Source organism: Marinobacter sp. M-5, assembly GCF_032911545.1.
GTDB lineage: Bacteria > Pseudomonadota > Gammaproteobacteria > Pseudomonadales > Oleiphilaceae > Marinobacter > Marinobacter goseongensis.
The window spans coordinates 151,139-169,453 of record NZ_JAWJEK010000002.1 but is presented as its reverse complement, the minus strand read 5'-3'; the positions used below and the strand labels follow the sequence as shown (position 1 = coordinate 169,453).

Here is an 18,315-nt window from a genome sequence, read left to right as displayed (position 1 = left end):
CGTAATTAACAGAACATTGGCGATCAACAGGGGTTGAGTATGCGTACTCTCAGAAACAGCGTTTTGGCTTTGGCGACTACCGTTTCATGTGTTTTTTCTGGAGTCGCGCTTGGCGCCTCCAGCGCTGACGAGGTCAGAGTCGCACTGGTCGGCAATACGTTTAAAGGCAGTATGGGCAGCGACGTCTATTCAAGCTATTTCGCGGCAGACGGCACCTACAAAGACGCTTTTGGCGGCGGAAATTATGAAATCAGAGCCGAGGGCGTCTGTTACCCGGGGACTGACTTCGGCTGTTATGCAGCACAGATAAGCGGGAATGAACTTGAATGGTTCCAGAACGGAGAGAACGTCGGCACGGGAGTGATCGAAGAAGGCGACACCCTCGTCTTGCCGCCCTCCGAGTAAAACAGTCGGATTCCAAGGTTCAGGCCGCCCGGTCAGCCAGAATTTTCTAGCTCTCAGGTTTCCGGGGGCTGTCTGCAATGACTCTGTTCCCAGTTTCGGCGTCAAACAAAAGCGGACATTGCGCCGGAGGGTTCTCAGATGGCCTCGCGTGAGTTTGCCTGTCCTGCGTAGATCCACGACAAGTATCGCAAAACTTCATCTATTTTCACTACCTGATGAAATTCTGTTGCTTCAACTTGAGCAACATTGATCTCACCTGTTGATCTCTGCAGTTCACTCGACCAGAATGCTGTATATTTAGACAGTATTGGGGTGTGCAAGATGACCTGTGTTTTTCTCGGTGACTACCAATCCCTCTCTCGACTGAGGATCCCGATGTTCCTGGAGCGGGTTTCTGCTGGTTTTCCATCGCCCGCGGAGGACTATGTCGAGAAAACGATCGATTTGAATGAGCTGTGCATCCAGCACCCTGCAGCAACCTTTTTTGTCCGTGTGCAGGGTGAGTCGATGGTTGAAGCCGGTATCTTTCCGAATGACGTTCTCGTCGTAGACCGGTCTCTGCGTGCAAAACATGGAGACATCGTGATCGCCAGTCTGGAATCAGAGATGACGGTGAAAGAGCTTCATCTCTCCCCGCTACCAGTGCGATTACTACCGAGAAACCCAGCGTATGAGCCCATCATCATTGAAGGTGACATGGTGATGGAGGTCTTCGGCGTAGTCACCAATGTTATCCGGTCGCTCAAGCGGGGTGGCCAGGGTTGAGTAATAACGACATGAATCAGGTCTTTGCTCTAGTCGACTGCAATAACTTCTACGCATCATGTGAAAAGCTGTTCCGGCCGGACCTCAGGGAGACTCCTGTTGTGGTCTTATCCAACAACGATGGCTGCGTGGTCGCTCGCTCAAAGGAAGCTAAGGCGATGGGTATCAAAATGGGCGTGCCCATTCATCTAATCAAAACGGAAATCCAACGGCACCGCATCAAAATCTTCTCGTCCAACTACACACTCTACGGAGACATGAGCCGACGAGTGATGACGAACCTGGAGGCCTTAGCGCCGAAAGTTGACGTTTACTCCATCGATGAGGCATTTCTGGATCTTACTGGAATCAATCAAGTGATGTCTTTTGAGGCGTTTGGCCGGCAGGTTAAGGATGCTGTGTATCAAAATGTCGGACTTCCCGTTTGTGTTGGCATCGCGCCGACTCGGACTCTGGCTAAGCTCGCCAATTATGCGGCCAAGAAATATTCAGCGACGGGAGGTGTCGTTGACTTGACGGATCAGGCACGACAACGGCGCCTGATTGCCCGTGTGCCCGTCGGAGAGGTTTGGGGTGTAGGAACCAGGCTTTCGGCCAAACTGCAGGCTATGGGCATCACAACGGCCTTGCAGCTCGCCGATGCGGACCTGACGACATTGCGTAAACGCTTTTCTGTTGTCCTGGAGCGAACAGCGCGAGAGCTGAACGGCGTTTGTTGCCTCGTGTGGGAGGATGTCCCCGCTCCCAAGAAACAAATCATGTGCTCTCGATCATTCGGTCAGCCGATTCAGACCTTGTGGGATCTTGAGGCTGCCGTCGCGCAGCATGCCACCCGAGCCACTGAAAAGCTCCGTCATGGGCAGCAGTATGCGAGCGAATTGATGGTGTTTATCCGCACCAACCCTTTCAAGCCCCACGTTCCTCAGTATTCGAGAAACGCATCGATCAGGCTGGTGACCCCCACCCAAGATTCCCGAGTCATCGTGCAGAAAGCTTTGACGCAATTGCGATCGATCTACCGTTCTGGATACGACTACGCGAAGGCCGGAGTCATGCTGGGTGAGCTGATGGGAGGAGCGGGGTTCCAGGAGGATCTGTTTGCCTCAGCCAGCTCATCCACGTTGGACAACGGCAAGTCTGCCAGGCTGATGGCGGTCATCGATGAGATCAACGTCCGATCGCGAGCAACCATCGTTATGGCACGATCAACTGGCCCAGCTGCGCATACCATGCGCCGGCAGCATTTGTCGCCGGCTTACACAACGGACTGGAACAGTCTTCCCAGCGTCAACTGAGCCCCAAGCGATTAGAGTGTAATGGGCCAGACAAAGCCTTGAGCGTAGTGTCGCTAGTTGATCTACGGTGGTAGATATTGAGTGAGCTGAAAACCGTGTGAGGGGAAAAATTCATGTGTGGTCGATATAACGTCACGGATTCTCCCGAAGTGCGAACGCTCATGGAGCGGTTAATGTTGCCAAACACACTACCGACACCGCAGCTGAACGTGCCCCCTGGGGGCGTCGGTGAGTTTGTCGCTGAGGCAGCTGGAGCGCGGCAGCTTTTAGCTGGCATCTGGTCGCTTTTGATCGAACGCAAGCCCACCGGGGCCGGGTATCGCCCAAATCCGAAGTTTCAAACCTTCAATGCCCGCAGTGACAGGCTCACCAGTAGCCCGCTCTGGAAGAAGGTTTATCCATACAAGCGGTGCATTTTACCGGTTAGTGGTTTCCACGAATGGAAGGACAAGCAGGTCTACAACATTCACCCGGAGAGTGAGGCGACTGCATTGGCCGGATTGTGGCAATCCTGGTCGTTTGAGGATGACATCGTGAACTCGTTTACGGTCATTACGCTGCCAGCGCATCCCAGATTCCGTCACATTCACCCGAAAAGTATTCCGTTAATGCTGCGTCCGGACGACTTTGAGCTTTGGCTCGATCCGGATGTCCAGCAGGTCGATGCGTTTCAGACGTTGATGACAACCCACATCCCCGCGCCGCTCGTGTGTGAACCTGTGCACAGCCCGAGGGACTTGAGGCAAGTGGGAAAGACGGAACTTTTGGCTGCGGACGCAGGTTGGTACCATGGAGGTCAAACGTCACGATAGTGTGAACTGTTGCTAGTGACTGTCCCGCCAAGTCAACATAACCTCAGATTATGCGCATGCTTTCTTGAACTAACCATCGGGCCCACGTTTGGTCTCGTTATCCGGGAAAGCAGAATATGACTAATCACCAAAATCATTGATCAAGTCTAGCCCGGGAGATAACCGCCGGAACCCGCCATAACTTCTCCGCAGGTTTAAAAAGAGTGATTTGGGTGTGGGCAAAGTCATTGCCATGTCGAGGTTTCTACTGCAATGAGCACAATGTGAAAGGAGGTTTTCTGTGCCCGAGTAGGGTTGGAGGAGGGCCGTGCAAAGGTCAGAATGTTAGAGGCCATTCTTGCCGCCGTAAACCATAAGGCACTGTCAGGGCACGGTTTGGGCACAGGCCAAAAAAAAGGACCTGCGTTTTCACGCAAGTCCTTGATATTCATGGCGCGCCCGAGAGGATTCGAACCTCTGACCTCTGCCTCCGGAGGGCAGCGCTCTATCCAGCTGAGCTACGGGCGCTTGAAATCGCTGCTGTTGCATCAATTTCGAGTGCGCAATCTTACGTGCGCAGCGGGTGTCTGTCCAGCCCCGTCACAGGTTGTTTTCAGGCCGGATGCAGCGGTTCCGGCGCGATGCTGACCAGTGACTCCTCGTTACCGATGCTGACCTCGCCGTCCTGGATGGAACATTGCAGGCTCATGGTACGTTCGACCATGGCAGCCAGGGCTTCGATCGGTGCGGTGGGCAGGTTGATGATGGTGAGATTGTTGAATCGCGTCAGCTTGTTATGGTGTTTTTCCCACCACAGCGGTACCGCGCGTCCTCCGTAGGTGTACAGGATAACCTGGCGTGAGCGGTTGCAGGCTTTGCGCAGGCGGCTTTCGTCCGGCAGCCCCAGTTCGATCCAGAGTTCAATCTCATCGCTCAGGGATTTCCGCCATAACTCGGGTTCATCGTCCGTGCTCAGCCCCTTGGTAAACTCAAGATCCTCACTGGCATTGAGCACGAACGCCAGCAGCCGGCTCATCATGCGTTCGTCGTTCTCGGAGGGGTGGCGCGCCAGGGTGATGTGGTGGTCCGCATAGTAGTGACGGTCCATGTCGGCAATGTTCAACGTGGCTTTGAAGATGGTGGCCTTGAGCGCCATAAGGCTTCCTTGCGTTGGTCGATGGATCTGAATGATGACCGCCAGTGTAATGCAATCTCGCGTAGTTTTTAATCAGAGGGCTTGCAATTCTGCATGCAAATAACAATAATTATCACTATCTTTCATTGGGCAGTGAGTGATTCGTATGTATGTATGCCTTTGCCATGGCGTAACCGACCGTGAAATCCGTGAAGCCGCCGATAACGGCATCAGTTCCATGCGCCAGTTGGGCAAGGAGCTCGGTGTGGGCACCCAGTGCGGTCGCTGCGCCTGTACCGCGCGGGAAATTCTGCGTGAAAGCCGCACCCCGGATTACCTGGCCATGGCAAACCTGCTGGCGCAGCCTGCCTGACATCGCGCTTACTGCGAGCGCTTCCCAATTGTGATTTTTTCTCTCTGGCCAAAGGTCTATCCTTGTCGGAATAGTTCATCCATCAAGGGGTTCTGCCATGAAAGGCGACAAGAAGGTTATCCAGTTTCTGAACAAGGTGCTCGCCAACGAGCTCACCGCGATCAACCAGTACTTCCTGCACTCGCGCATGTACAAGGACTGGGGCATCACCAAGCTGGCCGCCAAGGAATACGAAGAATCCATTGATGAAATGAAGCACGCCGATCAGTTGATCGAGCGCATTCTGTTTCTGGAAGGGCTGCCCAACCTGCAGGATCTCAATAAGCTGCTGATCGGCGAGAACGTGGAAGAGATGATCTCCTGCGATCTGAAACTGGAGCACCTCGCCCATACCGACCTGAAAGAAGCGATTCTCCACTGCGAAACGGTACAGGACTTCACCAGCCGTGAACTGTTCCGCAGCATTCTGGACAGCGAAGAAGAGCACATCGACTGGCTCGAAACCCAGCTGGAAATGATTTCCCAGATGGGCATCCAGAATTACATCCAATTGCAATCAGCCGCTGCGGAGTAACACCCGACAATGGACCTATCCTGTTTCAAGGCCTATGACCTGCGGGGTCGTGTTCCGGACCAGCTGAACCCGACTCTGGCCGAGCGTATTGGCCGTGCGTATGTGGAAGTCACCGGCGCGAAACGCGTCATCGTAGGCTATGACATTCGCCTGTCCAGCCCGGAAATCAGCGAAGCCCTGAGCTCTGGTCTCATGGCCGCGGGGGCCGATGTTTTCGACATCGGCTTGTGCGGCACCGAGCAGGTGTATTTCGCCACCAGCCACTACAAGATGGACGGTGGCATCATGGTAACGGCCAGCCATAATCCCCGGGATCACAATGGCATGAAAATGGTCGGGCCGGATTCACGCCCGATCAGCTCGGACAATGGCCTGAACGACATTCGCGACCGAGTGCCGGAACCGTTCGGCGATGCCCCGCAGCAGGGTCGTTACGAGGCACTGGAAGTGATGTCAGCGTACGTGGATCACCTTCTGGGTTACGTTGATGCCACGGCGCTCAAGCCCCTGAAAATCGTGGTCAATGCCGGTAACGGCGGCGCCGGTCTGGTGATCGACCAACTGGAACAGCACCTGCCGTTTGAGTTCATCAAAGTTCACCACCAGCCTGACGGCCACTTCCCCAACGGCGTGCCCAACCCCATCCTCGAAGAAAACCGCGCGGCCACCGCCGAAGCCGTCAAAGCCAGCGGGGCTGCCATGGGCATTGCCTGGGACGGTGATTACGACCGCTGTTTCTTCTTCGACGAGAACGGCCGCTTTATCGAGGGCTACTACATTGTCGGCCTGCTGGCGGATCAGTTCCTGCGCAAGACCGGCGGTGGCAAAGTCATCCACGACCCGCGCCTGACCTGGAATACCCTGGATCTGGTTAAAGCGGCCGGCGGCGAAGCCATCGAAAGCAAAACCGGCCACGCCTTCATCAAACAGCGCATGCGGGATGAAGACGCGGTCTACGGTGGCGAGATGAGTGCCCACCACTATTTCCGTGATTTCGCCTACTGTGACAGCGGCATGATTCCGTGGCTGTTGATCGCCGAACGGCTGTGCCAGTCCGGCCAGCCGTTCTCCTCACTGATCGACGCCCGCATCGAAGCCTACCCGGCCAGCGGTGAAATCAACCGCACCATCGCCGAACCGCCAAAAGTCATCGCCGCGATTGAAGCGGCCTACAGCGTTGGCGCCAAAAACGTCAGCCATGTAGACGGCCTCAGCGTGGAATACGACAACTGGCGTTTCAACCTGCGGATGTCCAACACCGAACCGGTGGTGCGGTTGAACGTGGAGTCGCGCGGGGATATCCCGTTGATGGAAGCCAAAACCGCCGAGTTGTTGGCGGAAATGGACAGGTTGAATACCTGAGGCTTGTACAAGAGCTCGGGGCCGAGCGGAACGACACCTTTTCCTGAAACTGTGCGGAGCCATGGATGGCGGAGCCCAAGCGCCACATGGATGTGCTTGAGCGTGTTTCAGGAAAAGGTGTCGTTTCGCTTGGTCTTGAACAAGGTCTACAGCCAGTCGTTTAGCATAATGCCAACCCCGACCCGCTGAATCCGCTCGTTGTAGTCGATCAGACTCTCCCCGTAGCCGTTGTAGTACTGGAAAAATCCTCTGATCGTATCCCCCATGGGAAAACTGTACCCGAATTCCACCGAAGTCTTGTTGTCCTCCGAGCGCAAATTGTTGCGCAGCTTCAGGGAGAGGGTGCGATCCTCTGTCAGCTTATAAACCGCGAGATAATCCGCATGCCCCAGAAAACGCTCGATATCCGGGTTGTCATCCTTGCTGTCGCTCTCCGGCAATCGGTACCAGGGCTTTAACAGGAACAGCCAGCGGTTGTAGCTGTAGCCCACCGACCCGACGATTCGGTTCCAGCTGCGTGAGCGGGGCTCTGACTGACCGTTGGACTGATGGTTAAAGCCCACCGTGAGGCCGCTCAGTGTGCCGGGGCCAAGGTCGTAGTCTGCCTGATAACGCAGAAAAATCTCCGGCTCGTAATTGGTCTCCCGGAAGGGGGCGGAATCGTCGGTATTGTAGACCTGCCAGAACGATTGCTGGGTATAGCCGAACCATAGGGTTGTGCGGTCATCAAGCCAGCCGGTCAGCAATGGCACCTTGAAGCTGATCTGGTATTTGGCTTCCTCGTTGTCGAGCGAGTGGTCATACGCCGTCTCGCCGAGTCTCGGGCTGACGGGTCTCTCGTTGGGTGTGTCCACCCAGGTGATCGGCAGGATGTAGGTTGGCCGATGCCCGACAAAGCTGCCGGAGAACGAGAACACGGCCTTCTCCGCGGCGGTGTAACGTTGCACCAGTGCCGCCATCACGCCGTCGTCCTCGTCCTCCGAATCGCGGGCGATCTCCTCCACCAGATCCTCATCGTCCGAAGCCTCTGCGAGCGCGTCGTAGGCAAAGGTGTCGGTGGCCTCCTCGGCCTGGCGGACGTCTTTCTGTTCAGCCTGCCCACGGGCTTCCACGGGGTCATTCAGGCTGTCGTAGCAGGCCAGCCGCTGGATGCCGTCGTCAATCAGGGCGCAGTCCTGCAGTGTCAGGTCTTTTGGCAATGACGTATCTGCAGGGCTGCCATCGGTCTGACCGAGGCCGAGGGCGGGTAACAGGCAGAACGCCAGGAGAGGCATTGTCGGGGAGCAGGCGTGCCGCAAGCTGCTGAATGAGAAGTTCATGCGCGAAAGTCCTTGTTAGGCAGAAAGGCTGACCCAGGTGTTGAAGATGCCATAGGACCATACGCCGAGCAGGGTAAGGGCCAACAGTGAGAAAACGAATTTGTGCCGGGTTTTCTCGCGGGTTTCGGCAAGCGCGACCCACCGCAGATACATCAGGCCGATGAAACTGCAGAAGACCGCCAGGCTCGCCATCGCCGGAATCAGGAGCCAGCCCGGATTGAGAGCACTTGCAGACTCGGCTTTGTGGGAGAAATAACCCATGGAGATCAGCAGTATGGCAAGTGATCCGAATTCCAGCGCCAGTAAAGGCTTGCGAAGCGGGTGGGGCGTTTTTTCAGTAGGTTGCATAAATCCTGGTCCCGGGAAAGGTCGTATGCCATGGTAACCGCAATAGCGATTGAACGTTTGAATGCTTACGAAACGGCAATAAAAACGGTTGAAATCGAGTGGCGATTTCGAGCTTTGGTTTTTTTGCCTTGCCGCAATCGCTATAATGCAATGTCTGACTATTATAACGCTCTGATGCGAGGTGCATTGTGAAGATGAAGAGAGTCCTGGCTGCTGTATTGCTTGGCTTTGGCCTGACAGCGGGTGCCGTAACGGCAAGTGTTGAAGACGAAATTCGTGCGCGCATCGCCCCAGTGGGCGAGGTGTGTGTTCAGGGTGAGGATTGCGGTTCTGCGGCCGCGCCGGTCGCCAGCGCCAGTGCCGGTCCCCGCAGTGGTAACGAAGTTTACGATGCGGCCTGCATGGCCTGTCACAATACCGGTGCTGCGGGCGCGCCGAAACTGGGTGATGCCGGGGCCTGGAGTGGTCGTGTCGAGAAAGGTCTGGACACGTTGGTCAGTCATGCCATTAACGGTTTTAACGCGATGCCGGCCAAAGGTGGCTGTGGCAGCTGTTCTGATGAAGATATTGAAGCGGCTGTCGAGTATATGGTGTCAGAAGTTAATTAAGATTGACGTAAAAGTGTTGAAAAAAACCCGCCAGTTGGCGGGTTTTTTCATTAATGCCCATCATTCGTGGACTGGGCTACGATTGGCCGCCAGGTGAGTCGGCCGATAATTGCCGATACCTCCTGGTCACCCTGTTGCACCGGAATTTGCCATCGAGCTGTTTCGTCAGGCTGTTCCCCCTCCGGCGTGGATAAACGTGCGTCGACCCATCCGAAAGTGCCTGAACCAGATACCTCAACCCAATGTGTACCCTCATCCACCCTGTAGCCTTGGCTTTGAGGGAGATTTGGCCAGTCCACGCTGCGGACGTTAGCTTCTACGCTGCTATCTGTGAAGCGTAAGAAGGGCTCGTTCTCATTGTCGAAGACAGTCAGCACTTGCGCACCGTCGTACCGGACCATCAGGGCCGGCTGTGGCGCATCCAGAACCATGACATTCAATCCGCCGATGTCACCCTCATTCAGGATAGTCGCGCGGGTAATTCCCTCCGGAGCGCCTTCGGCGCCCGGAGGTGAATGAGCCATCCCTGGTTCGGCCATGGTCAAAAGCGCAGTTGCAACAGTCGCAGCGAGTACTGTCCGAATCGCAGGCTTTTGATCACCGTGTTTCATGGAACCTCCCGATTAAAACAGGCCGCCAAGGGCACCATCCAGAAGACCACCTTCCTCCTCTTCTTCGGTTTCCTCCACCATCTGCGGATCACCACTGCACTGCAGCGAGCCTGCAGTTTGTACGGTGATCGGCGCAGCGACGGACGGCACGCGGCCTTCCTCTGTGTCTTTGCTGGCGAACAACATATAAACGCCGGCCGGTGTCACGCTGGCACTCTCGGGCATTTTCAGTCGAATGTTGTTGCCATTGCGGCTCTGTACTGGCAGTTCGATGGCGCGTTGATCGCTGTCGACCACGTGAGTCATCACGGTGCGACGGATCAGCAATACCTTGTCGATCTGCTCGGCCTGGTCCACCTGAATGGTGAACTCGTCACCCGGCATCAGCGTCTTCGGTGCGGACAGGATCTCTGGGCGATCGTTCCGCATGGCGTACGGCGGGGTGTAGATTTCAAAGCTTGGATCCCGGCCGTCATAGGGCGCCAGGCCGAAGTCCTGAAGATCGACGAAGCGTAGGTACGCGGTGTTGATCGGGGAGTGACCACCCACCATCACACGACCATCCGGCATCAGCACGGCGGTGTTGTGGTAGGTACGAGCACGGATGCCCGATGCCATTTCCGTCCACGTTCTGGTCTCGGGATCGAAACGCTCTGTGGTTCTGATCGGACCTTCGAGGCCGGGTGCTACAACACCATCACGATCGCCACCACTGAACACCATGACCGAGCCATCGGGCATAAGCACATTGGTGCCGTACCACCGGGGCCGGTTCAAAGAGCCGGTGAGACTGGACTCGTATTCAACGATCTCGTCACCGTTGGTGCGGACAGTGTCGATACGGCTCTGGTCGGTGGGCAGGTAACCACCCGGGTTGGTCAGAATCGCATAGCTCGGTACGCCGCCGGCAGTCAGGAATTCAGCGTCGGTATACTCGCCGTTCTCATTGGGCTTCAGCGGCAGCATGGTGGACGAGGTGGAGCCGCGCATGCCACCGGCAATTGCGGTCTTCAGGGTTTCTTCACTGATGTCCAGCTCGGACGCCACAGTCAGCAGGTTCGAGGCGGATCCCAGGAGGTCACCGACCAGCGATGCGCCCTGTTCCATTGACAGGTTGGTTACGTTCAGTGTGCTGGAGAGCTCACCCAGGCCAATTTCATCCAGGCGCAGCGGGAGACCGGCGTAGCCGAGGTCGGTCCAGCTGTTGTCCTTGGGGTTGAAGGTGGCTGCAATGTTCCACAGGGCCTGATCGTAGCCCTGCCCGAAGGGGTTGAAGGCCTGCCCTCCGGCGTTGTAAAACACATGGCCGTTGGGCAGCATGTGCAGGCGCGGATACAGCGGCAGTGAGCGGTCTGCGGTAGAGGGGTTGACGCTCCAGGTGCCGGTGCACGGATCGTATACCTCGGTCTGTACGATGTTGCGGCCGCTGTTCAGCGGATCGCTGGGATAGACCGGTTTGATCAGTTTTTCAACGCCACTCGCCACAAATACTTTGCTGTCAGTCAGCGTGACCAAAGAAGGGTACCAGCGACCGTAGGTCATGTCGCCACTCTGAAGCCAGGTGTCGGTTTCGGCGTGAAAAATGCGGGAATTCTTGACGCCTTCCAGCTCTGCGACACCTAGCGGCAGGCCGTCGATGCCGGGCTCTGAATAGTAATCGGTACCGCCGACCGCCAAGACACTGCCGTCCGCCATGCCGATGACGTCCGAACAGAACAGCGCGCCGTCGTTCTTTGAGGTGTTGTCCGCGGTATCCAGCAGACCGTCCAGTACGGCCAACGGCGTATTATTGAACAATGTTTCACTGTCGGCCCCGTCAGGGTTGGCGCCAGCCCGCAAGGGGGTGGGTTTGAGCCAGGTGGGCTCATCGTTTTCACCCAGCGACAGCACCCGGCTCTGATCGTTCACAGAGACTTCGCCGAACTCGGCAACGATGGACAGCTCCACGTTCTCCGTGCCTTCCAGAGCGTTCAGGTACAGCAGACGGCCATCGGCCAACAATGCCATGGTGCCTGCGGCGGGCTTGCACTCGGCCAGGCCGTCAGCCGTTTCCACGCACTTCTCATCGGTTTCCACGACTTCGCCGTCCACAATGATGGTGGGTTCGGCGAAAGGCTCGCTGAACGCGCCCATCGGCGAGTAGTTTTCTTTGAATGTCGGTTTCGGTTCAGCGGTGGCCGTCACCTGATCTCCCGCAACCGCCGATTCCTGGGTCTGGGATGTGGTTGAGGTGCTGTCATCGCTTCCGGAAGAGCCCCCGCCGCATGCGGACAGGGCCACAGTGCTCAGGGCAAGGGCGATATGCCGGTACAGTAGGTTCTTGTTCCAATGCATGATTTGTTCCTCGACGTTTGTTTTTGTATTGAGATCTACTGCAAAAGGGTTAAGCGAATTTTGTCTACGCGATAACCCTTACGTTCGAGGTTAACAAAAGGTTTCATCTGTATGGCAGTTTTTTGCAAAATTGTTCGACAAAGTGTCGTCTAGATACCCAGGTCGCCCAGCAGGGCGCTGAGGGTGGCTTTGCCTTTTTTCTGGTTGGCTTCTACGTCGAGGTCGCCCAGCCCCTCCCATTTCAGGTCGTCTTCCGGCAGCTCATCCAGAAACCGACTGGGGATGGTTTCTATTTTCTCGCCGTACTGTTTGCGCTGGGCGGCATAGGTGAGGGTCAGCGTTTCCCGGGCGCGGGTGATGCCGACGTACATCAGCCGGCGCTCCTCTTCTATGTTCCCTTCCTCAATGCTGGCGCGGTGGGGCAGGATTTCCTCTTCCAGCCCCATGATGAACACGTGGGGGAACTCCAGCCCCTTGGACGCGTGCAGGGTGAGCAGCTGAACCTTGTCGCTATCGTCGTCTTCTTCCCGTTGTTCCATCATGTCCCGCAGGATGAGCTTGCTGATGGCGTCCTCGATACCCAGCTCATCGGCGGTGCCCTTGCCGTCGTCCAGCATGCGCTGGATGGATTCCACCAGGTACCAGATGTTTTCCATGCGGCGCTCGGCCTGTTTTGGGGTGCCGGAATGCTGGTGCAGCCATTCCTCGTACTCGATGTCGGTAAACAGTTGCTTGATCACCGGTACCGGATCTTCCCGGTGCACCCGTTCGCAGATGTAATCCACCCAATGGGCGAAGCGTCGTAACCGGTCAAGGCCCTTCTCGGTGACGTGGGTTTCCGCACCCATGTCCCCCAGGGCCTTGAACAGGCTGACGTTGCGGGAGCGGGCGTAGTGACTCAACTGCTCCAGGGTGCGGGGGCCAATCTCGCGGCGCGGCACGTTGACCACCCGCAGGAAAGCGGCATCGTCGTCCGGGTTGATCAGCAGTCGCAGGTAGGACATTGCGTCCTTGATCTCGTTTTTTGAAAAGAACGACTGCCCCCCGGAGATGCGATAGGGAATCTGGTAAGCCTGAAGTTTCATTTCCAGCAGCCGGGCCTGGTGGTTGCCGCGATAAAGCACGGCGAAGTCCCGGAACGCGAGCCCCTTTTTCAGCTTCTGGTCGAGGATTTCAGTGGCCACCCGGTCGGACTCGGCGTCCTCGCTGCGACAGCGCACGATGCGGATCTCCTCGCCGATGGTGTGATCACTCCACAGCGCTTTCTCGAACACGTGGGGGTTGTTGGCGATCACGGTGTTGGCGCTGCGCAGAATACGGCCGGTGGAACGGTAGTTCTGCTCCAGTTTGACGATTTTCAGGCTGGGGAAGTCTTCTTTCAGTTGCGCCAGGTTCTCCGGGCGTGCGCCGCGCCAGGCATAGATAGACTGGTCGTCGTCACCGACCACGGTAAAGGCCGCCCGTTCCGCGACCAGCAGTTTGACCAGTTCGTACTGACACACGTTGGTGTCCTGATACTCGTCCACCAGCATGTAGCGAATCTTGCGTCGCCATTTGGCCAGCACGTCCGGGTGAGTGCGGAACAGTTGCACCGGCAGCAGAATCAGATCGTCGAAGTCCACCGCGTTATAGGCTTTCAGGTACTCGTTGTAACGCTTGTAGATCAGCGCGATGCGCTGTTCGCGCTCATCGGCCGCCTTACTCCACGCTTCTTCCGGTCCGCGCATGGCGTTTTTCCAGGCGGAGATGGTCATCTGCACGTCGGACAGTTCATCGCCGGCGTCAGCGCTGTCTTCCCGCAGCATCAGGTCCTGTAACAGCGCCTTGGCATCCTCGGCGTCAAAGATCGAAAAGCCGGGATGGTAGCCCAGATGCGGGTGTTCCTCCCGGATCATGTTGAGGCCAAGATTATGAAAGGTCGAAACAATCAGTCCGCGGGTCTGTTTGCGATCAACAATGCGGCCCACCCGCTCTTTCATCTCGCGGGCGGCCTTGTTGGTGAAGGTGACCGCAGCGATATGGCGCCCGGGAATGCCGAGGTGTTCGATCAGATAGGCAATCTTGCGGGTGATGACACTGGTTTTGCCACTGCCGGCACCGGCCAGAACCAGCAGGGGACCGTCGGCATAACGCACTGCTTCGTTCTGTCTGGGGTTGAGTTTGTTCATCCGCGCATTCTACACCAGCAACAGACCCTGTACCTTGACGATCTATCAGCTATCCTTGGGGAACTGACCGCTGTTTTTGATGAATTATCAGGCGCTTTTGATGACACTTCCAATGGAAACAATGAGTTCCAGCCAGGTGCGATTGCTGGTGTTGACGCCGGAATACACCGACTTCCTGTGGATGCAGACCCTGCTGCGCACCGACAGCGAACTTGTCCCGGACATGGTGTGGTGTCCGGATCTGATCGATTGTGATGACCTGATCCGCAACACCCATTTTGATGTGATCCTCTGGGACTGTGTGTTCCATGGTGATTCCGAGGCGGCCTTCCTGGATTACCTGCACGTGGCCAGCAACGACAAGCCGGTGCTGGCCCTGAGTGCCGAACCCTGTGCCGAGCGTGCCCCGGACCTGCTGGCCAACGGCGCCACCGATTACCTCTGTCGTCAGACCCTGGATGGCTGGGGCCTCGCTCGCTCGGTCAAGTGCCTGTGGTATCGGGAACAGTTGGCAGGAACCGCGCTCGGCCACCTTGGCCGCGATGTGGCCAGCGGTTTCATCAACCGCGACCTGTTCTTCGACCGCCTGCAGCAGGCTTTGCTGAGGGCCGAACGTGGCGCTCACCGGTTGGCCCTGCTGCACCTGAATCTGGATGATTTCCGCAGTTTTAACGAATCGTTTGGTTACCAGAAAAGCGATCAGCTGGTGTTGAAGCTCGCGGAACGGCTACGCCACTGCCTGCGCCGGGTCGATTCGCTGATGCGTATTGGCGGGGATGAGCTCGCCATCATTGTGGAAAAGGTGGAAGATTCCCTCGATATTACCCAGATCATCCGCAAGCTGGTGAGCGCCCTGAATGATCCGGTCACCGTCGACGGCCAGAGCGTGGTGGTCAGCGCCAGCCTGGGGGTCGCGACCTATCCGGAAGCCGGCGACAGCCCGGAGAACCTGATGCGCCGGGCCAATCGTGCCATGTTCGAGGCCAAACGCGATCCCGGCACCAGTTACCGGTTTTATGACCGCCAGTTGCACATCACCGCCGGCTACCAGCTGCGCCTGGAAGCGGACTTGCGGAACGCCCTGCGGGGCCGCGAACTCGAGCTGTATTACCAGCCGCGTATCGATCTGGCCACGGAGGAGGTGCGGGGTGTCGAGTGCCTGCTGCGCTGGAATCATCCAGAGCGGGGGCTGGTGGGGCCGGACGAGTTTATCCCGGTGGCCGAGCGTAGCGGTCTGATCGTGCCCATCGGGTACTGGGTGATCGAGCAGGCCTGCAAACGGCTGCAGGAATCCGCCGAACTCGGCTTTCCCGGGCTGGTGTTCGCCGTCAACCTGTCATTCCGCCAGTTCCACGATCGCAAGATGACCGAAACCATTTTCCGCATCATCTTCAACGCCAATGTGGATACCAGCCTGCTGGAACTGGAGCTGACCGAAAGTGCCATGATGCACGATCCGGAATACGCCCAGCGTTGTCTGCGGGAACTCAACCAGCTGGGCATCAGCTTTGCCCTTGATGATTTCGGTACCGGCTTCTCCTCCCTCAGCAATCTGCAACATCTGCCAATTTCGCTGGTCAAAATCGACAAGTCCTTTGTCCAGGAGCTGGGGCATTCCGCCGATGCGGAACACATCATCCGCGCCATCATCAGTCTCGCCCACAGCCTGCAGATCAGCGTGGTGGCGGAAGGGGTGGAAACCGAGGGTCAGCTGGAGTTCCTGCGCCAGCAACATTGCGACGAGATTCAGGGGTACTACTACGCCCGGCCCATGCCTTGGCAGGATCTTGTGCAGTTCCTGAGCAACCGCGGCCAGGCTGCTTGCCTGCAGCAGTAAGCCGCTGTACCTTTGCGCTTTGATCCAGAACGCATCACAGAGGTTGCATGAACAGTATCTCCAGGCGTATCGCCTACGAGCTCGGCGTACGCGAGCAACAGGTCAATGCCACCGTCGCCCTGCTGGATGAGGGCGCCACCGTTCCATTTATCGCCCGTTATCGCAAAGAAGTGACCGGTTCGCTGGACGACAGCCAGCTGCGGAACCTTGAGGAGCGTCTGCGCTACCTGCGGGAGTTGGAAGACCGCCGGTCTACCATCCTCAACAGCATTGAGGAACAGGGCAAGCTGACCGAAGAGCTGCGCACCAGCATCACCGACGCCGACACCAAGAACCGCCTGGAAGATCTGTATCTACCTTACAAGCCCAAGCGCCGTACCAAGGCCCAGATTGCCAGGGAAGCCGGCCTTGAGCCGCTGGCCGATGCTCTCTATAACGACCCCACCCGGGAGCCGGAGGCCACCGCGGCCGACTACGTCAATGCCGAAGCCGGCGTGGCGGACACCAAGGCCGCCCTCGACGGCGCCCGTTACATCCTGATGGAGCGTTTTGCCGAGGATGCCGAACTGCTCGGCAGCCTGCGGGAGTTCATCTGGCACAACGGCCAGCTCAAGGTCACGGTGATTGAAGGCAAGGAGAACGAAGGCGCCAAGTTCCGCGACTACTTTGATCACATTGAGCCGCTGAAGAAGGTGCCCTCGCACCGGGCCCTGGCGATTCTGCGTGGCCGCAACGAGGGCATCCTGGGTTACGCCATCGTGGTGGGAGACGCCGAGGATGATCGCCGCCAGCCCCATCCGGCCGAACAGCGCATTGCCGCCCGCTGGAACGTGCGTGACAACGGCCGCGCGGCCGACAAGTGGTTGTCGGATGTGGTGCGCTGGACCTGGCGGGTGAAGCTCTCCACGCAGATTGAAACCGACCTGATGGCGCAGGTGCGCGAAGCCGCCGAAACCGAAGCCATCAACGTGTTTGCCAACAATCTGAAGGACCTGTTGCTGCTGGCGCCTGCGGGGCCGCGCCCCACGCTTGGCCTGGATCCCGGTCTGCGTACCGGCGTTAAGGTAGCCATTATTGACGGCACCGGCCAGGTGGTTGGGCACGGTGGTATTTTCCCCCATGCGCCGCGCAATCAGTGGGAGCCGTCCATTGCTCAGCTGGCCGCCTGGTGCCGCGAATACAAGATTGAGCTGATTGCCATCGGCAACGGCACCGCTTCGCGGGAAACCGAGAAACTGGTGGGGGATCTGTGCAAGAAGTACCCCGAGCTGAAGCTGGCCCGTATTGTGGTGAGTGAGTCCGGGGCGTCGATTTACTCCGCGTCGGAGTTTGCCTCCAAAGAGCTGCCAGACCTGGACGTGACCATTCGCGGTGCGGTTTCCATCGCCCGCCGTCTGCAGGACCCGTTGTCGGAACTGGTGAAGATCGAGCCTAAATCCATCGGCGTGGGGCAGTACCAACACGATGTGTCTCAGGTGCAGCTGGCCCGCAGCCTGAACGCGGTGGTGGAAGACTGCGTGAACGGTGTCGGCGTGGATCTGAACACGGCGTCTGTGCCGTTGCTGTCACGGGTGTCGGGGCTGAACCAGAGCATTGCCCAGAACATTGTGGATTTCCGCAACCAGAATGGGGTCTTCAGGAATCGCAAACAGCTGTTGAAAGTGTCCCGTCTCGGAGACCGCACCTTCGAGCAGGCCGCCGGTTTCCTGCGGATTGCCGGCGGGGAGAATCCGCTCGACCGCTCATCGGTGCACCCGGAGGCCTATGGGGTGGTGGAAGCCATTGCTGCGAAGAACAATCGCAAGGTGGAAAACCTGATGGGCGATGCCGCTTTCCTGCGCACGTTGAATCCCCAGGACTACGTCACCGAGCAGTTCGGCCTGCCCACGATCCGGGATATTATTGCCGAGCTGGAAAAGCCCGGCCGTGATCCGCGCCCGGAATTCCGCTTTGCCAGTTTCGAGGAAGGCGTGGAAACCCTCAGCGACCTGAAACCGGGTATGGTGCTGGAAGGCTCGGTCACCAACGTCACTAATTTTGGCGCGTTTGTGGATATCGGAGTGCATCAGGACGGCCTGGTGCACATCTCGGCGCTGTCGAATACCTTTGTGAAGGACCCCCGGGAAGTGGTCAAGGCTGGCGACATCGTCAAGGTCAAGGTCATGGATGTGGACATTCCCCGCAAACGGATTGCCCTCTCCATGCGTATGGGTGACCAGCCCGGTGAAACGTCCGGCTCCAAGTCCGAGGGGGCCGCTTCGCGGGGTCGGGGTGACAACCGGTCCGCCGGCCGCAAGCGAGAGCAGGGTGGGCAGCAGCCCCGGCAGCAGGGTGCCATGGCCGGTGCATTGGCCGAGGCGCTGGCGTCGGCTCGCAAAGACAGTCGTTAA

The 18,315-nt window shown here is 57.7% G+C and carries 16 protein-coding genes and 1 tRNA gene; 10 read left to right on the top strand and 7 right to left on the bottom strand.

Annotated elements, in window-relative coordinates:
* Positions 1–39 precede the first annotated feature (39 nt).
* The 4 genes from R0125_RS10125 (at position 40) to R0125_RS10110 (ending at position 3,277) form a co-directional block, all read left to right on the top strand.
* Positions 40–405 carry a hypothetical protein gene (locus tag R0125_RS10125; RefSeq protein WP_317238064.1) on the top strand — a complete coding sequence of 122 codons (366 nt, stop codon included), beginning with the start codon at positions 40–42 and terminating at the stop codon, positions 403–405.
* A gap of 321 nt (positions 406–726) precedes the next feature.
* On the top strand, positions 727–1,170 hold the full coding sequence (umuD, locus tag R0125_RS10120; protein WP_317238063.1) for a translesion error-prone DNA polymerase V autoproteolytic subunit: 444 nt from the start codon (positions 727–729) through the stop codon (positions 1,168–1,170).
* 11 nt (positions 1,171–1,181) lie between these two features.
* Positions 1,182–2,465 carry a translesion error-prone DNA polymerase V subunit UmuC gene (gene umuC, locus R0125_RS10115; RefSeq protein ID WP_317238479.1) on the top strand — a complete coding sequence of 428 codons (1,284 nt, stop codon included), beginning with the start codon at positions 1,182–1,184 and terminating at the stop codon, positions 2,463–2,465.
* Between the two features lie 113 nt (positions 2,466–2,578).
* A complete protein-coding gene (locus tag R0125_RS10110; RefSeq protein WP_317238062.1) occupies positions 2,579–3,277 on the top strand; it encodes an SOS response-associated peptidase in 699 nt (232 codons plus the stop codon).
* A 430-nt stretch (positions 3,278–3,707) separates the two neighbouring features.
* On the opposite strand, the gene R0125_RS10105 is transcribed toward R0125_RS10110, so the two are convergent.
* Both R0125_RS10105 and R0125_RS10100 read right to left on the bottom strand, forming a co-directional pair.
* Positions 3,708–3,784 (bottom strand) — tRNA-Arg (locus R0125_RS10105).
* A gap of 85 nt (positions 3,785–3,869) precedes the next feature.
* Entirely contained in the window at positions 3,870–4,412 is a 543-nt protein-coding gene (locus tag R0125_RS10100) for a YaeQ family protein (RefSeq protein WP_317238061.1), read from the bottom strand.
* Between the two features lie 145 nt (positions 4,413–4,557).
* Between R0125_RS10100 and R0125_RS10095 the strand changes: the two genes are divergently transcribed.
* The 3 genes from R0125_RS10095 to R0125_RS10085 all read left to right on the top strand — a co-directional run bounded on the left by R0125_RS10095 (position 4,558) and on the right by R0125_RS10085 (position 6,700).
* A complete protein-coding gene (locus R0125_RS10095; protein ID WP_317238060.1) occupies positions 4,558–4,764 on the top strand; it encodes a bacterioferritin-associated ferredoxin in 207 nt (68 codons plus the stop codon).
* A 97-nt stretch (positions 4,765–4,861) separates the two neighbouring features.
* Positions 4,862–5,338: a bacterioferritin gene (gene bfr / locus R0125_RS10090; RefSeq protein ID WP_317238059.1), complete on the top strand. Its 477-nt coding sequence runs from the start codon at positions 4,862–4,864 to the stop codon at positions 5,336–5,338.
* Between the two features lie 9 nt (positions 5,339–5,347).
* Positions 5,348–6,700 (top strand): phosphomannomutase, encoded by a 1,353-nt coding sequence (locus R0125_RS10085; RefSeq protein WP_317238058.1) that lies wholly within the window; start codon positions 5,348–5,350, stop codon positions 6,698–6,700.
* Between the two features lie 146 nt (positions 6,701–6,846).
* Here the strand turns inward: R0125_RS10085 and R0125_RS10080 are convergent, their stop codons facing one another.
* Both R0125_RS10080 and R0125_RS10075 read right to left on the bottom strand, forming a co-directional pair.
* On the bottom strand, positions 6,847–8,019 hold the full coding sequence (locus R0125_RS10080) for a phospholipase A (RefSeq protein ID WP_317238057.1): 1,173 nt from the start codon (positions 8,017–8,019) through the stop codon (positions 6,847–6,849).
* Positions 8,020–8,034: 15 nt separating this feature from the next.
* Positions 8,035–8,367, bottom strand: a complete 333-nt coding sequence (locus R0125_RS10075; RefSeq protein WP_248185252.1) for a hypothetical protein — start codon at positions 8,365–8,367, stop codon at positions 8,035–8,037.
* Positions 8,368–8,561: 194 nt separating this feature from the next.
* Between R0125_RS10075 and R0125_RS10070 the strand changes: the two genes are divergently transcribed.
* Positions 8,562–8,975, top strand: coding sequence for a c-type cytochrome (locus tag R0125_RS10070; protein ID WP_317238056.1), 414 nt, complete (start codon positions 8,562–8,564; stop codon positions 8,973–8,975).
* 50 nt (positions 8,976–9,025) lie between these two features.
* Here R0125_RS10070 and R0125_RS10065 read toward each other — a convergent pair whose 3' ends face one another.
* From R0125_RS10065 to rep, 3 genes are all read right to left on the bottom strand, one after another.
* Positions 9,026–9,586, bottom strand: a complete 561-nt coding sequence (locus tag R0125_RS10065) for a hypothetical protein (RefSeq protein WP_317238055.1) — start codon at positions 9,584–9,586, stop codon at positions 9,026–9,028.
* A 12-nt stretch (positions 9,587–9,598) separates the two neighbouring features.
* Positions 9,599–11,920, bottom strand: a complete 2,322-nt coding sequence (locus R0125_RS10060; RefSeq protein WP_317238054.1) for a galactose oxidase-like domain-containing protein — start codon at positions 11,918–11,920, stop codon at positions 9,599–9,601.
* 149 nt (positions 11,921–12,069) lie between these two features.
* Complete coding sequence (gene rep / locus R0125_RS10055) at positions 12,070–14,088, bottom strand: DNA helicase Rep (RefSeq protein ID WP_248185247.1); 2,019 nt, start codon at positions 14,086–14,088, stop codon at positions 12,070–12,072.
* A gap of 100 nt (positions 14,089–14,188) precedes the next feature.
* On the opposite strand from rep, the gene R0125_RS10050 reads away from it, so the two are divergent.
* Both R0125_RS10050 and R0125_RS10045 read left to right on the top strand, forming a co-directional pair.
* Positions 14,189–15,925: a bifunctional diguanylate cyclase/phosphodiesterase gene (locus R0125_RS10050; RefSeq protein ID WP_317238053.1), complete on the top strand. Its 1,737-nt coding sequence runs from the start codon at positions 14,189–14,191 to the stop codon at positions 15,923–15,925.
* A 47-nt stretch (positions 15,926–15,972) separates the two neighbouring features.
* Positions 15,973–18,315, top strand: coding sequence for a Tex family protein (locus R0125_RS10045; protein WP_317238052.1), 2,343 nt, complete (start codon positions 15,973–15,975; stop codon positions 18,313–18,315).